Source organism: Mycobacteriales bacterium, assembly GCA_036497565.1.
Classification (GTDB): domain Bacteria; phylum Actinomycetota; class Actinomycetes; order Mycobacteriales; family QHCD01; genus DASXJE01.
The window spans coordinates 14,989-30,347 of the sequence record DASXJE010000018.1 but is presented as its reverse complement, the minus strand read 5'-3'; the positions used below and the strand labels follow the sequence as shown (position 1 = coordinate 30,347).

Below are 15,359 nucleotides of genomic sequence, written 5' to 3'. Positions count from 1 at the left end.
CGCGAGGTAACCGATGCCAACGACAGCACAGGGCCAGTGGGCGCTGGGCCACCGCGAGCCGCTCAACGCCAGCGAACGAGTGAAGCGGGACGACGACGGCCTCGCCGTGAGGCAGCGGATCATCGACGTCTACTCGAAGAACGGCTTCGGCAGCATCGATCCCGCCGACCTCAGCCAGCGATTCCGCTGGTACGGCCTCTACACCCAGCGGGCCGCCGGGATCCCCGGTCGCCGGACCGCCGTACTCGAGCCGCACGAGCTCGAAGACGAATTCTTCATGCTGCGGATCCGCATCGACGGGGGCCGGCTCTCGTCCCGGCAGCTGTCCACCGTGGCCGGAATCGCCAAGGAGTACGGCCGCGACGTGGCCGACGTCACAGACCGGCAGAACGTGCAGCTGCACTGGATCCGGATCGAGGACGTGCCCGAGATCTGGCGGCGGCTCGAGGCGGTCGGGCTGTCCACCACCGAGGCGTGCGGTGACACGCCCCGGGTGATGCTCGGCTGTCCGCTCGCCGGGGTGGCCGAGGACGAGCTCCTCGACCCTTCCGGGCAGCTCGCCGAGCTGGCCGACCTGGTCGTCGGCGACCCCGAATACTCCAACCTGCCGCGCAAGTACAAGACCTCGGTCTCCGGTTGCGGCCGGCACTGCACCAACCACGAGATCAACGACGTCGCCTTCGTCGGCGTGACCGGTCCGGACGGCGTTGCCGGCTACGACCTGTGGGTCGGTGGCGGGCTGTCGACCAATCCGCGGTTCGGTGTCCGGCTGGGAGCGTTCGTGCCGGTCGAGCGGCTGGTGGAGACCTGGCGAGGCGTGACCGCCGTCTTCCGCGACTACGGCTACCGCAAGTCGCGCAACCGGGCCCGGCTGAAGTTCCTCATGGCCGACTGGGGCCCGGAGAAGTTCCGCGAGATCCTCGAGTCGGACTACCTCGACTCCCCGCTCCAGGACGGCCCACCACCCGCGGCTCCGACCGGCCCGCGCGACCACCTCGGCGTGCAGCGTCAGTCCGACGGGCGCTTCTCCGTGGGTTTCGCGCTGCGGTCCGGCCGCACCAACGGCACGCAGCTCTCCCGTATCGCCGACCTCGCACACGAGTACGGCGGCGGCCGGGTGAACACCACCGCGCAGCAGCAGCTGGTGGTTCTCGACGTAGCCGAGGAGCAGGTCGAGGCACTCGTCACCGCTCTGGAGGGTGAGGGGCTCGCCGTCCGGCCGAGTGCGTTCCGGCGCGGCACGATCGCCTGCACGGGCATCGAGTTCTGCAAGCTGGCGCTCGTGGAGACGAAGGGCCGCGCCAGCTGGCTGGTCGACGAGCTCGAACGCCGGATGCCGGACTTCGACACGCCGGTGACCATCAACGTCAACGGCTGCCCGAACTCCTGCGCCCGTTTCCAGGTCGCCGACATCGGCCTCAAGGGAATGGTGATGCGAGGGAATAACGGCGAGGACGTCGATGGTTTCCAGATACACCTGGGCGGACAACTCGGGGCGGATCCGACACTCGGTCGGAAGTTCCGGGGACTGCGGGTCGCCGCCAGCGATACCGCGGATTACGTCGAGCGAGTGCTGAGGGGCTATCAAGAACGCTGCAAAGGTGACGAATCGTTCGCCGATTACGTCGCCCGCGCGGATGAGGAGTGGCTGGCGTGACGAGCCGGGTTTCCCACGCTCCGCCGTTTTACTGTCCATACTGCGGAGAGGAAGACATCCGACCCAGTCGCGACGAAGAGAGTGGCGATGAGGCCGGAGTCTGGCGGTGCGCGGCATGCCGTCGGGCCTGGCGGCTACGGTTCCTGGGTTTGACGACTAAGGAGGCATCGTGAGTGCTCCCGACTATGAGCACGCACGGCTCGTGTCGCTGGTAGAGGCGGCGGGGCCGGAGTTGGAAGACGCACATCCCCTCGACGTGCTGCGCTGGGCCTCCGACGAATTCGGCGACCGTCTGTGCATCACCTCCTCGATGGCCGATGCCGTGCTCTCCCACCTCGCGTCGCGCGCCCGCCCCGGGATCCACGTCGTCTTCCTCGACACCGGCTACCACTTCGCCGAGACGATCGGCACCCGCGACGCCGTGGCGTCGACGATGCCGGTGACCGTCCTGTCGGTGAAGCCGTCCCAGACCGTCGCCGAGCAGGACGCCGAATACGGCCCACGGCTGTATGAGCGCAACCCCGACCAGTGCTGCGCGATGCGCAAGGTGCGGCCGTTGGAGGCCGCGCTGTCCTCCTACCACGCCTGGGGTTCCGGCGTACGACGCGACGAGTCGCCGAGCCGCGCTGACACTCCGGTCGTGGCGTGGGACGCGAAGCGCAGCATGGTGAAGATCAACCCGCTCGCGACTTGGACACAGGACGACGTCGACGCCTACGCCACAGAGCACGGCGTGCTGATCAATCCGCTGATCGACGCCGGCTACACCTCGGTCGGCTGCGCACCGTGCACCCGCGCCGTCAAGCCCGGCGAAGACGCCCGGGCCGGTCGTTGGGCCGGCCGCGACAAGGTGGAGTGCGGGCTGCACGTCTGACCTGCCGCCGCACGGCGGAGACGGGCGCGACAGGATGGGACACATGGCGAACAACCCGGTGTCCCCGCGTCCGGTGCATGCCAACACCCGACGGGTCGTTGAGGCGCTCGCCGCCGCAGGCGCCGACACCAACTTCCGCACCCTGCCGGATCAGGCCACGACAGCGGCGTCGGCCGCCGCGCAACTCGGCATCGAGGTAGGTGCCATCGCCAACAGTCTGGTCTTCGACGCCGACGGCGCGCCCTTGCTGGTCCTGACCAGCGGCGCCCACCGGGTCGACACCGACCGGGTCGCCCGCCTCCTCGAGGTGGCCCGGATCCGGCGCGCCACACCCGATTTCGTGCGCGCCGCCACCGGCCAGGCCATCGGCGGCGTGGCCCCGGTGGGGCACCCGGCGCCGGTCCGCACCCTCATCGACACGGCGTTGCAGCAGTATCCGACCGTGTGGGCGGCCGCCGGTACGCCGCACACGGTGTTCCCCACGAGCTATGACGAGCTGGTCCGCATCACCGGCGGCACACCGGCCGAAGTCGGCGACTGACCGATGGAGTCGTCGGAACAGGAGCCGGTCACGATCGTCCGGTGGGGTGCGGCGGACCTGCGTCGGCGGCTCGACGAAGCGATGGCCGTCTACACGACCGCGATGGGCTACCCCGCCGAGACCGGGCGGTCCCGGGCCGGCTTCACCGCGGCGCACACCAGCCGGTCCGGGTTCCGCTGCACCGCCGCGATCGCCGGCGACGTTCTGGCCGGGTTCGGCTACGGATACACCAGCCAGACCGGGCAGTGGTGGCACGACCAGGTCAACGGCGCGCTCGACCGCGACATCGCGGCGCGCTGGTTCGTCGACTGCTTCGAGCTGTGCGAGCTGCACGTCCTCCCGGTGTGGCAGGGCAACGGGGTCGGCCGCGAGCTGCTCACCCGTCTGGTCGACGGGATCCCCGAACGCCGCGTCTTGCTCTCCACGCCGGAGGGCCGCACCAGGGCCTGGCAGCTCTACCGGTCGCTCGGCTTCGTCGACGTGCTGCGCGACCACTTCTTCCCCGGAGACCGTCGCCCGTTCGCGATCCTCGGCGCCGACCTCCCGTTCGCCGCGCATGCCTGATGTCGTCGTCATCGGCGCCGGGCACAACGGCCTAGTCACCGCCTGCTATCTCGCCCGGGCCGGCCTCGAGGTCGAGGTGGTGGAACGCGACACCGTCGTCGGCGGCGCCGTCTCGACCGTGGAGCGTTTTCCCGGATACCGCGTCGATCGGGGCTCCAGCGCGCACGTGATGATCCGGCACACCGGCATCGTGGAAGAGCTCGACCTTGCGTCGTACGGCCTGGTCTACGACGACCTCGACCCGTGGGGTTTCGCGCCGTTCTGGACACCGGCCGGCGAACAGGTCGCGATCACCTTCTGGGTCGACCTCGACCGCACCTGCGCGTCGATCGCCGCGGTGTGCGGGGCGGCCGACGCGGAGGCCTACCACCGTTTCGTCACCGACTGGGGGCGGCGTAACGAGCATGTGTTCGCGGCATTCGCGGGCGAACCGGCGCCCGCGCGGATCGGCCGCGCACTGTGGCGGGCCGGCCGTGGTGCCGACGCCACGAACAGCGAGGTGGTGCGGCAGTTCCTCGGCAGCGCGGATGCGCTGCTCGACGCGCACTTCACCGATGAGCGGCTGAAGACGGCGTTGGCGTGGATGGGATCGCAGTCCGGCCCGCCGACGCACGAAACCGGAACCGCCGACCTGGTCGGTTGGCTGGCGCTCCTGCACAAGCGCGCTCCCGGACACCCGCGAGGCGGCAGCGGCCGACTCAGCGAGGCGCTCGCCGCCCGCCTTGCCGCTGATGGCGGATCGCTGCGACTCGGCGACGGTGCGGCGGCGATCCTCGTGCAGGACGGCGCGGTCCGGGGCGTGCGGACGGCATCAGGCGACGTGCTGCGCGCGGATGCCGTCGTCGGCGGCTGTCATGTGACCGAGACACTCGGCCTGCTCGGTGACGCGCTCCCGGCGGCGCTGCAGCACCGGATCGGCCAGATCAAACTCGGCTCGGGCATCGGCATGGTGGTCCGCCTCGGCACGACCGACCTGCCGCGCTACCCGGCGGCGAAGGACGACTCGGCGTACCGCGCGCTGCAGTTGCTCGCGCCGGATCGTGGTGCGCTACGCGCGGCCTACGGCGACTTCCTGGCCGGCCGCCCGCCGGCGCGTCCGGCGGCATTGGCGATGACCTTTTCCGCGTTCGACGACACCATCGCACCGCCCGGGCGGCACAACGTCTCGGTGTGGGGCCAGTGGCACCCCTACGCCCTGGCCGACGGTGGCCGTTGGAGCGACATCGCCCGAGCGGAGGCCGACCGGCTGGTCGCCGAGGTCGATCGGGCCGCGCCGGGGTTCGCAGGCACCGTTGAACACGTGCACGTGCAGTCGCCGGCGGAGATCGAACGTGAGCTCGCACTGCCGCGGGCCAACGTGATGCACGTCGACATGACGGTGGAGTCGATGTTCGGGCTGCGACCGCTACCCGAGCTCGCCCGGCACCGCGTCCCCGGCGTACGCAATCTCTATCTCACCGGCGCATCGACGCATCCGGGAGGCGGCGTCTTCGGCGCGAGCGGGCGCACTGCGGCCAGCGTCGTCCTCGCCGACCGGAACCCGCGCCGGTCGTGGTGGCCGGGCCGGGTCAGACCCGCGCGTCGAGGTTGAGGTTGCCCCACACCTCGCGGGTCGACGTGGACCGGTTGAGGGTCAGGAAGTGCAGCCCCGGCGCGCCCGCCGCGAGCAGCTTGTCGCAGAGTTCACTCGCGGCCGCGATACCGATCTCGCGCACCGCGGCGGGATCGTCGGCGACGGCCTGCAGCCGCGTGGCGAGATCGGCGGGAAAACTCTCTCCGGACAGGACCGCGAACCGCTCGATCTGCCGAATGTTCGTGACCGGCATGATCTCCGGGATGATCGGGATGTCGCAGCCGCGCGCGGCGACCCGGTCGCGCAGCCGCAGGTAGTCCTCGACGTAGAAGAACATCTGGGTGATCGCGAAGTCGGCGCCGGCCCGGCACTTGGCGACGAACTGGCGGGCGTCGACGTCGAGGTTGGTCGACCGCGGATGCCCCTGCGGGTGGGCGGCGACTCCGACGCAGAAGTCACCGTGCGCCTTGACCAGCCGGACGAGTTCCTCCGCGTATTCGAGACCTTCGGGCGTCTTGACCCATTCGGCCCGCGGATCCCCCGGCGGATCGCCGCGCAGTGCCAGCACGTTGCGTACGCCGGCGTCGGCGTACTGCCCGATGACCTGGCGCAGCTCGGCGATGGAGTGGTTGACGGCGGTGAGGTGGGCGAGCGGGAGCAGCGTGGTGTCAGTGGCGATCCGCTCGGTCATGCGCACGGTGCCGGCGCGGGTGGTGCCGCCGGCGCCGTAGGTGACGGACACGAACGACGGGTGCAACGGCTCGAGTTGGCGGATCGCCCGCCACAGGGCGCGTTCGCCGTCCGGCGTCTTTGGCGGGAAGAATTCGAAGGAGAACGTCGGCCGGCCCGTGGCCAGACGGTCGCGGACGGTCCGGTTCATAGGCCCAGAGTAGTGGGCGGGCGTCGTCCCGAACGCACGACTAGTGCCTTTGGTGGCCGGGCGGAGCGGCGACCAAAACGCACTCCGAGTGCGTTTTGGTCCGCGACACGCCGGTGAGAGCCCCCAAAACGCACTCGGAGTGCGTTTTGGTCGGGGGGCGGCCGGGCGCCGGTGCCTTGTCGGGGCGTGGGTACGGCGGCCGTAGGCTTTCGCGGGTGCGTACCGTCAGCGGGCCGACCGATCGCGTGGTCGTCGTCGGCGCCGGACTGGCCGGACTGTCGGCGGCGCTGCGGCTGGCCGGCGCCGGCCGCGAGGTGACGGTGATCGAGCGGCACGATCAGCCGGGCGGCGTGGCCGGCCGGCTGCGGCTCGACGGTTACGTCTTCGACACCGGGCCGACCGTGTTCACGATGCCCGACCTGCTGGCCGACACGTTGGGCTGCGTCGGCGAATCGCTCGAGGACTGGCTCGATCTCGTCCCGCTCTCCCCCGTCTATCGCGGCTTCTTCCCCGACGGTGAGCGGCTCGACATCTTCGCCGACGTCGACGCCACCGCCGCCGAAATCGCGCGGCTGGCCGGGAGCCGCGACGCCGACGGATACCGGCGCCTCGTCGGCTGGCTGACGGCGCTCTACCGCGTGCAACGGCGCGACTTCATCGACCGCAATCTCGACTCGGCGCTCGACCTGCTGCGGCCGTCGCTCGCCAAGCTGGTCGCGCTCGGCGGCCTGCGCCGGCTCGATCCGGCGGTACGCCGGTTCATCCGCGACCCGCGGGTCCGGCGGATGTTCACCTTCCAGGCCCTCTACGCCGGTCTGTCGCCGTACCGTGCCCTGGCCCTCTACGCCGTGATCTCCTATCTCGACACCGTCAACGGCGTCAGCTTCCCCCGCGGCGGGATGCACGAGGTGCCGCTCGCGCTCGCCGGCGCGGCGGCCAAGCACGGCGTGACATTCCGCTACGGCACGACGGCGTCGAAGGTCGAACTCGCGGGCGGGCGGGCCCGCGCCGTCCACACCGCCGACGGTGAGCGTCTGACCGCCGACGCGGTCGTCCTGGCCGGCGATCTGCCTGGTGCATACCGGAATCTGCTCGCCGACCATCCGACGCCGGGACGAGTGGAGCGACTGCGCCCGGCGCCGTCCTGCGTGGTGCTGAATGTCGGGTCGTCGGCCCACTACCCGCAGACCGCGCACCACAACGTCCACTTCGGACAGTCGTGGCGCACGACGTTCGACGAACTGATCGGCAAGCACCGGTTGATGAGCGACCCGTCGCTGCTGGTCACCAACCCCAGCCGCACCGATCCGGCCATGGCGCCGGACGGACGCCAGTCCTACTACGTCCTCGCTCCGGCGCCCAATGCGGAGTCCGGGCTGGACTGGTCGGTCGTCGGCCCGCGCTACCGCGACGAGCTCGTCGCCACGCTGCACGCCCGCGGCTACACCGGATTCGGCGACGCCGTCGAGGTCGAGCGGCTGGTGACCCCGGCCGATTGGGCGGCCGACGGGCTCACCGCCGGGACACCGTTCGCGGCCGCCCACACGCCGGCGCAGACGGGTCCGTTCCGGTCCGCCAACCTCGTGCCCGGCCTGGACAACGTCGTATTCGCAGGCGGCTGGACCACTCCCGGCGTCGGCGTACCCATGGTGATGATCTCCGGACGGCTCGCCGCCGAACGGATCGTCGGCGCCGGCTCCACCCGGCCATGACCGAGCCCGGCCACACCGGCTCGCTCGCTCTGCGCGCCCGCTGGGCGGGTTTCGTCGGTGTCGTGCTCGCGGTCGTCGGCTCCTACGGCGCGGGTGCATTGCCGGTGACCGATCCCACGGTGCACTGGCCGATCCTCGGCCTGCTCCGGCACGGCGCGGGGCCACGGATCGCACTCGCACTGGTCTACGCGGGCGTCGCGACACTCGGGCTGGCGTGGCTCTACCTCGGTCGCGCCGTACGCCGGCGGGACCCGGGGACGACACCCGGCGCGCTGTTGGCGACCTGTGCCTGGTGGGGCGGACCACTGCTGCTCTCCGTGCCGCTGTTCAGCCGCGACGTGTGGAGCTACGCCGCGCAGGCCAATCTGACCCATGCCGGGCTCGACCCCTACCGGGTCGGACCGGACGTCCTCTCCGGGCCATACCTCGACCAGGTGCAGCGAATCTGGGTCGACACACCGGCGCCGTACGGCCCGCTATGGCTGATGCTGGGCCGGGGCGTCGCCGCGGTGACCGGCGACCACGTCATCCTCACCGCCGAGGTCATGCGGCTGCTGTCGGTGCTCGGCGTACTGCTGCTGGTGCGCTACCTGCCCAGGCTCGCCGCATCGTGCGGTGGCGACCCGCGGGTCGCCCTCTGGCTCGGCGTCGCGAACCCGTTGCTGTTGCTGCATTTCGTCTCCGGCGGTCACAACGACGCGCTGATGCTCGGTCTCGCGGTCGCCGGCCTCGCACTGGTCGCGGAGGGCCACGGCGTCGCCGGAGTCGCGATCGCGACGCTCGGTGTCGCGGTCAAGGCTCCGATCGGCCTCGTGGTGGCCTTCTGTGTGCCGCTGTGGGCGGCCCGGCTCGACGGCGCGCACCGGTGGTGGCGTGCCCTGGGCGGGGTCGTCGTCGTCTCGGTGACCGTATTCACGGTCGTGACCCTGCTCAGCGGACTCGGGGTGGGCTGGCTCGATGGGCTGACGACGCCCGGCGCCTTGATCACCTGGGTGTCGGTGTCGAGCGGCCTCGGGCTGCTCGCCGACCTCATCGGCCGGCTGTTCGGTGCCGGTGATCACCGGGAGAGCGTGGTGGCGGCGTTCCGTACGGCGGGCCAGGTGGTGGCGGGCGTGGTGAGCCTGGGGTTGTGGGCGTTCGCTCAGCGGATCGGCGTGCTCCGCGCGCTCGCCCTGGCGCTGCTCGCCGTCGTCCTGCTCGGCCCGATCGTGCAGCCGTGGTATCTGGTCTGGCCGTTCGCGGTCGCTGCAGCGCTCAGCCTCCCCGCCGGCGTCACTGCACTCATCGCCGGGGTCAGCGTGGCGATGTCGATGCTGATCACCCCGCAGGGCGCGACGCTGTACGACCGCCCGGCGGCGCTGATCGCGACCACGGTCGCCGCCGTGATCGCGACTGTCGTCGTACTCGGGTCGGCGAGCGGGCCGTCCACATCGGACGCTGCCGGGCGAGCGGCCGGAATCGTGCCCCGGCCGGTGAGCCGGTCGTGACCAGCCATGAGCTCGACGCAGCCGGGATCCACGGCGAATCGCTGCGCTCGGCGTACGCCGCCTGCCGGCGGCTGCACGCCACCCACGGCCGGACGTATTACCTCGCCACCCGGCTGCTGCCGCCGGCGAAGCGGCCCTACGTGCACGCGCTCTACGGCTTCGCCCGCTACGCCGACGATCTCGTCGATCGGCTCGGCCCGACCCGGGCCGGTGACCCAGAGGTCGTATCGGCCGCGGCCCGGTTGGAGAGCCTGCACGATCAGGTCATCGGCCCAGCCGGGCCCGGCGGGGTGCTCGACCGGGACGCCGCGCCGGTGGTGCGCGCCGTACGGGACACGATGCGCCGGTTCGACCTGCCGGCCGGTCATGTCGCCGACTTCCTCGACTCGATGCGCACCGACCTCACCGTCACCGGCTACCGGACCTATGACGATCTCGCCGGCTACATGTGGGGATCGGCGGCGGTGATCGGCCTGCTCGTGCTTCCCGTGCTGGGGACGACGACCGACCGCGAGGTCGCCGCGCCGTACGCCGCCGATCTCGGCCTCGCCTTCCAGCTCACCAACTTCCTCCGCGACGTCGGCGAAGACCTGCAGCGCGGCCGGGTCTACCTTCCCGCCGAGGACATGGCGCTGTTCGGCGTGGATCGCGAACATCTGGTCCGCGGTGTCGTCGACGGACCGGTGCGGCGGCTGCTCGCCCATGAGATCGCGCGGACCCGGGAGATCTATCGCGCCGCCGAACCGGGCATCCGCCTGCTGCACGCCGATAGCCGCGACTGTGTGCGCGCCGCATTCCTTCTGTACGGCGGGATTCTCGACGAGATCGAGCGGGCCGACTACCAGGTGCTGACCGGTCGGGTCACCATTCCCGCCCGGCGTCGTCTCGCCGTCGGGCTGCCATCCGCCGCCCGCGCCTACCTCGCCCGCCGCCGCTGACCCTTCCTCCTCCCCCATGATCAAGAGGGGATTCGTACGGCGTTTCGTATCGAAATCCCCTCTTGATCATGGGGGTGGAGCAGAGTAGTTGGGCTACGGGAGGTGGTAGAGCGTGCGGGCGGTGCCGGCGCCGATCAGGTCGGCGTAGCGCAGCGCGTCGTCGAGAGTCATGTCGTCGGCGTCGACCCAGCCTGCGAGGACCTCGGCGAGGGAACGACGGAAGAGCACGGCGCCGAGATAGTGCAACTCCGGCAGGCCGAAGGCGTCCGAGGAGTAGAGGAACTTGCCGTACGGCGCGAGTTCCATCGCTTCGGCGATCACGGTGCGCGCCGACGCACCGACGTAGTTGGTCGTGAGGCCGACGTCGAAGTACACGTGCGGATACACATGCGCGAGGTAGGCGGCCTGCCGGTGGTAGGGATAGCAGTGCAGCAGCACGATCGGCGTACCGACCGGCGCCGACGCGTCGAGAAACTCCTGCATGCAGGCCGGATCCGCGCGACGCAGCGTCTCGTCGGGATCACCGAAGCCGGTGTGCACCTGCAGCGGTAGCCCGGTGTCGACCGCGCACCACCAGGCGAAGCCGATCAGCGTCGGGTCGTCGAGCCGCGCGACACCGGAGGACTCCACTGTGGAGAGCCAGCGTTCGGCCGCACCGCGCACCTCGTCGTCGGTCGGTCGTAGAGCGGGTACGTCGAGGCCGGTCCGGTATGCCGCGATCGTCTTCAGTCCCACCGCGTCCGCGCTCCGGTCCCGGAGCAGATCGCGGTAGGACGAGGAGAACTGCCGGGCGGGTACGCCGGCGCGCGCCAGCTCCTCCGCCACGCTTTCGACCCGCACCACCTCGTGCACCGCTGCACCCGCAGCGCCGCCGAGCGACGCCGGATCGAGCAGTTCGTCGGGTCGGAAGCCGATGTCGACGATCAGCGCATCGAGCTCGCTGGCACGCAGCATCCGCCCGGTCACCTCGGAGCGCCCCAGCTCCGCGCGCCGCTCAACGTAGGCCGCGGCGTCGGCGTGTGCCGGCAGATCGAGCACCGGCGCGCACCACCGACGTACCGCGACCCCGAGCGGGGTGTCGAAGACCGCCGGGATCGGGACGTGCGCCTCGGTGAGCAGCGCCTCGAGGCCGGTCCGGTCGAGGTCGGCCCGCACGACGCTGTGCGTGTGGTGGTCGACGAGCCTCAGCTCGTCGAGGTGCGCCCGCAGCCGGTGCACCGGGCCGGTCATCAGTAACGCCACCTCGTGGCGGCGACCACGTCCTCCGGGCTCCGGTCGGCCGCGGCGTCGATCTCGGCCCGGCGTACGGCGAGGAACGCCTCGAAGAGCGGGTCGCCCATAGCTTCGCGCAGGATGCCGGACCCGGCGAGATGATCCAGCGCCTCCGCCGCCGACGACGGCAGCCGCCGGATCCCGGCCGCCGACAGCTCGGCAGGATCACGGCCCGCAGGATCACCGACGACCGGAGGCGGAAGACTCCGGCCCTCACCCAAGTCGGCGAGACCCAGGGCGAGAACGGATCCGACTACCAGATAAGGGTTTGCGCTGCCGTCGACGCACTTGATCTCGGCGTTGGCCGACCGCTCACGGGTGCCGACCGTTCCCGGCACGATCCGGAGCGCCGCTTCCCGGTTCTCCACGCCCCAGACCTGGTAGACGCCGGCCCAGCGCGACGGCGCCATCCGCACGTAGCTGGCGACGCTCGGCGCGGAAACGCCCACCAACTCCGGAAGCCGGTCGAGCACGCCGGCGAGAAACGACTCGCCCTCCGCGGTGCACCCGGATTCGCCTGTCCCGCCGGTGAAGAGGTTGCGTCCGTCCCGCCACAGGCTCAGGTGCAGATGACTGCCGTTGCCGACCTCCCCGGCGACCACCGAGGGCGCGAACGACGTCGCCACACCGTGTCGCTCGCCGACCGCGCGCACCGTCTGCCGGACCAGCACGTCGACGTCGGCGGCGCCGACCGGATCGCTCGCCGCCACCGACACCTCGTACTGACCCGGGGCATACTCCGGGTGGAGCTGCTCGACGGCGACGCCCTGCCGATCCAGCATGGCCAGCACGTCGCGGCAGTAATCGGAGCGTTCGATGATCCGGGTCATGCCGTACGCCGGCCCTGGCGCGGCCGGGACGAATCCGCCGTCCGGGCCGTCCGCCCCGATGATCCACTCCACCTCGAAGGCCATCTTCGCCTCGATGCCGCGCGCCGCCGCCCGCGCGACCATGCGGCTGGCGAAGGACCGCTGGCAGCCGGGATACACCTCGCCGTCCTGGGTGAGCCGGTCCACCGGTGCCCAGGCCCAACCGGATTGTGCCGCGAGCAGGGTGAGCCGGTCCAGGACAGGCATCAGGCGCAGGTCACCGTCCGGACCGCCGATGTGGGCGCTGGTCGTGATCGAGTCGTCGACGCAGAACACGTCGAAGACCGGTGACATCCCCACGCCCCACCCGGCCGCGTGCTCCAACCGGCCGAGGGGAACCGTCTTGGCCCTGGTGATGCCGGCGTTGTCGACGTAGGTCAGGGCGACGGCGCGGACGTCCCGGCGATTCAGTACGACGGCGGCCCGCCGCGCCTCGAGAGCGCGCTCGGCCCGTTCCGCTGCCTGCATCACCGTTCCGCCCTCCGAGCCCGGACCCACCGCCCGGAGCATGCTTGTCCGGAAAACCTAGCGGCCATAGCATTTGGGCGGAACCGCATTCCGCCACGGTTTGCGAAGAGTGATGCAAGCCGGGAAGGACTGCGCCATGCAATCGTCGCCCACCGTTCTCCGCCAGATACACCTCGACTTCCACACCTCCGGCCTCATCCCCGGCGTCGGAGCGGACTTCGATCCGGCCGGATTCGCGAAGACACTGGCCGACGCGCACGTCAACTCCGTGCTCTGTTTCGCCCGCTGCCACCACGGCTGGGTCTACTACGACAGCACGCAGCTCGCCGACCGCAAGCATCCGACACTCGATCGCGCGTTGCTCGCCGAGCAGATCGACGCCTGCCACGCGCTGGGAATCCGGGTGCCGATCTACACCACGGTCCAATGGGACGACCTGACCGTGCAGGCGCACCCCGAGTGGCGCATCGTGCTGGCCGACGGCCGGCTCGAGGGGACCCCGCCGTTCGAAGCCGGTTTCTACCGCAAGCTGTGCCTGAACTCGCCGTTCCGCGACTTCATGAAGGAGCACGCGGCGGAGATCCTGGCGTCGCTCCCGGTCGACGGCCTCTACTTCGACTTCATCCGCCCCGACCACTGTGTCTGCGGCTACTGCCGGCGCGGAATGCGCGAGCGCGGATGGGATCCGTCCGACGCCCGCCGGGTGGAGCAGTTCGGCGTGGAGACCGTCAACGACTTCGAGCTCGAACTCTCAGCCTTCGTCCGGTCGATCCAGCCCGGCTGCCCGGTGACCTACAACGGCGGGCACGTAGGTCTCCGGCACCGTACGGTCGCCGAGGCGTACACCCAGTTCGAGCTCGAGACGCTGCCGAGCGGTGGCTGGGGCTACATGTACTTCCCGGTCACCGGCCGCTACGCGCGGACGCTCGGCCCGGACGTGGTCGGCACCACCGGCAAGTTCCATACGACGTGGGGCGACTTCCACTCGACGAAGAACCCGGCGGCCCTGGAGTACGAGGTATTCCGGATGCTCGCCCAGGGCGCGGGGTGTTCGATCGGGGACCAGCTGCACCCGAAGGGCGTGCTGGATCCGGAGACCTACCGGGTGGTCGGCGACGTCTACGCCCAGGTGGAACACAAGGAACCTTGGTGCGCACAAGCCCTCCCCCGGGTGGACATCGGCGTCTTCAACCCCGAGGAGAACCTCGGCGGCGGGGTGATGAACCTGCCGCCGGGCATTCAGGGTGCGGTCCGGATGCTCGTCGAGGGCGGTCACCAGTTCGACGTCATCGACTCCGCCGCCGACCTGGCCCGTTACCGGCTCCTGGTGCTGCCCGACCACATCCGCCTGACGCCCGTCGTTGCGGCGAAGCTGCGCCGCTACCTGGACGACGGCGGGTCGGTCGTCGCCAGCTACGAGTCGGGACTGGCGGTCGAGGGCGACGACTTCGCCCTGGCCGAGTGGGGCGTGCAGGTCGAGTCGGACGGCCCGCGCGACTCCCGCGGCGAGCCGGCCCGCGGGAAGGTCTACGACCGACACGACTACTGCCAATACCTGCGGCCGCGAACTGGACTCACCGACCGGCTGCCTACCGTCGAGCACCCGATGTACATCCGCGGTCTCGACGTGTCCGCAAGCCCGGACGCCGAGATCCTCGCCGACCTCGTGCTGCCCTACTTCGACCGCACCTGGGAGCACTACATCTCCCACCTGCAGGCCCCGTCGACCGGCGAGACCGCCGGCCCCGCCGTCGTCCGCCGCGGCCGCGTGGTCTATTTCTGCCATCCGATCCACACGCAGTACGAGACCAACGCACCGCGATGGGTCAAAACCGTGTTCCTCGCTGCGGTCGGACTGTTGTTGCCCGATCCCGTCGTACGGCATGGCGGTCCGAGCACGCTCGAGGTGTCGGTGACCAGTCAGCCGCAGCATCGGCGCGACGTCGTCCACCTGCTGCACTACATCCCCGAACGGCGGGGCACGGAGTTCGACACGGTGGAGGACGTGCTGCCGCTCTTCGACGTCGACGTGTCACTGCGCACCACAACTGAGACCGGGAGCGTCCGGCTCGAGCCGCAGGGCGTCGATCTACCGTTCCACCAGATCGGATCCCGCGTCGACTTCGCCGTTCCGCGGATCGACGGGCACCAGATGGTGGCTGTTACCCCTCGCGAGCGGTGAGCACGCAGAACTCGTTGCCTTCCGGGTCGGCCAGCACGACCCAGGGCTTGTCGCCCTGCCCGACATCGGTCCGGGTCGCCCCGAGGGCAAGCAGCCGCTCGACTTCGGCGTTCTGGTCGTCGGGATTGAGGTCGATGTGCAGCCGGTTTTTGATCGTCTTCGTCTCGGGCACCGGGACGAAGACCAGACCCGGGTAGGTGTGGTCGTTCTTCGCCACGGCGACCTCTTCCTCGACCTCGAAGACGATGTCGTAGCCGAGGACCGCCGCCCAGAAGCGCGCCTGCGCGTGGATGTCGTGTGAATCGATGACCACCGTGTACCAGCTGCTCGCCATGGCGCGAT

13 protein-coding genes are annotated in these 15,359 nt (G+C 70.6%); 9 read left to right on the top strand and 4 right to left on the bottom strand.

Going from position 1 to position 15,359, the window contains the following annotated elements; translation table 11 throughout:
- The first annotated feature begins 13 nt into the window (after positions 1-13).
- The 5 genes from VGH85_01555 to VGH85_01535 all read left to right on the top strand — a co-directional run bounded on the left by VGH85_01555 (position 14) and on the right by VGH85_01535 (position 5,227).
- Positions 14-1,657, top strand: a complete 1,644-nt coding sequence (locus tag VGH85_01555) for a nitrite/sulfite reductase (GenBank protein HEY2172475.1) — start codon at positions 14-16, stop codon at positions 1,655-1,657.
- A gap of 169 nt (positions 1,658-1,826) precedes the next feature.
- On the top strand, positions 1,827-2,531 hold the full coding sequence (locus VGH85_01550) for a phosphoadenylyl-sulfate reductase (protein ID HEY2172474.1): 705 nt from the start codon (positions 1,827-1,829) through the stop codon (positions 2,529-2,531).
- 43 nt (positions 2,532-2,574) lie between these two features.
- Positions 2,575-3,072, top strand: coding sequence for a YbaK/EbsC family protein (locus VGH85_01545; GenBank protein HEY2172473.1), 498 nt, complete (start codon positions 2,575-2,577; stop codon positions 3,070-3,072).
- A gap of 3 nt (positions 3,073-3,075) precedes the next feature.
- A complete protein-coding gene (locus VGH85_01540) occupies positions 3,076-3,636 on the top strand; it encodes a GNAT family N-acetyltransferase (protein ID HEY2172472.1) in 561 nt (186 codons plus the stop codon).
- Positions 3,629-5,227: an NAD(P)/FAD-dependent oxidoreductase gene (locus VGH85_01535; protein ID HEY2172471.1), complete on the top strand. Its 1,599-nt coding sequence runs from the start codon at positions 3,629-3,631 to the stop codon at positions 5,225-5,227. Before VGH85_01540 ends, VGH85_01535 begins: the two co-directional genes overlap by 8 nt.
- Here the strand turns inward: VGH85_01535 and metF are convergent.
- A complete protein-coding gene (gene metF, locus VGH85_01530; protein HEY2172470.1) occupies positions 5,205-6,089 on the bottom strand; it encodes a methylenetetrahydrofolate reductase [NAD(P)H] in 885 nt (294 codons plus the stop codon). The genes VGH85_01535 and metF overlap by 23 nt on opposite strands.
- A 215-nt stretch (positions 6,090-6,304) precedes the next feature.
- Between metF and crtI the strand changes: the two genes are divergently transcribed.
- From crtI to VGH85_01515, 3 genes are read left to right on the top strand one after another with little or no spacing between them, the layout of a single operon-like run.
- Positions 6,305-7,801 carry a phytoene desaturase family protein gene (gene crtI, locus VGH85_01525; protein ID HEY2172469.1) on the top strand — a complete coding sequence of 499 codons (1,497 nt, stop codon included), beginning with the start codon at positions 6,305-6,307 and terminating at the stop codon, positions 7,799-7,801.
- Positions 7,798-9,288: a polyprenol phosphomannose-dependent alpha 1,6 mannosyltransferase MptB gene (gene mptB / locus VGH85_01520; GenBank protein HEY2172468.1), complete on the top strand. Its 1,491-nt coding sequence runs from the start codon at positions 7,798-7,800 to the stop codon at positions 9,286-9,288. Before crtI ends, mptB begins: the two co-directional genes overlap by 4 nt.
- Entirely contained in the window at positions 9,285-10,226 is a 942-nt protein-coding gene (locus VGH85_01515) for a phytoene/squalene synthase family protein (GenBank protein ID HEY2172467.1), read from the top strand. The genes mptB and VGH85_01515 overlap by 4 nt, the downstream gene beginning before the upstream one ends.
- 93 nt (positions 10,227-10,319) lie before the next feature.
- Here VGH85_01515 and VGH85_01510 read toward each other — a convergent pair whose 3' ends face one another.
- A complete protein-coding gene (locus VGH85_01510; protein ID HEY2172466.1) occupies positions 10,320-11,456 on the bottom strand; it encodes an amidohydrolase family protein in 1,137 nt (378 codons plus the stop codon).
- Complete coding sequence (locus VGH85_01505) at positions 11,456-12,865, bottom strand: glutamine synthetase family protein (protein HEY2172465.1); 1,410 nt, start codon at positions 12,863-12,865, stop codon at positions 11,456-11,458. Before VGH85_01505 ends, VGH85_01510 begins: the two co-directional genes overlap by 1 nt.
- Positions 12,866-12,971: 106 nt before the next feature.
- On the opposite strand from VGH85_01505, the gene VGH85_01500 reads away from it, so the two are divergent.
- Positions 12,972-15,017 (top strand): alpha-amylase family protein, encoded by a 2,046-nt coding sequence (locus tag VGH85_01500; protein HEY2172464.1) that lies wholly within the window; start codon positions 12,972-12,974, stop codon positions 15,015-15,017.
- On the opposite strand, the gene VGH85_01495 is transcribed toward VGH85_01500, so the two are convergent.
- Positions 14,998-15,351: a VOC family protein gene (locus tag VGH85_01495; GenBank protein ID HEY2172463.1), complete on the bottom strand. Its 354-nt coding sequence runs from the start codon at positions 15,349-15,351 to the stop codon at positions 14,998-15,000. The two genes, VGH85_01500 and VGH85_01495, sit on opposite strands and share 20 nt — an antisense overlap.
- Positions 15,352-15,359: the final 8 nt, after the last annotated feature.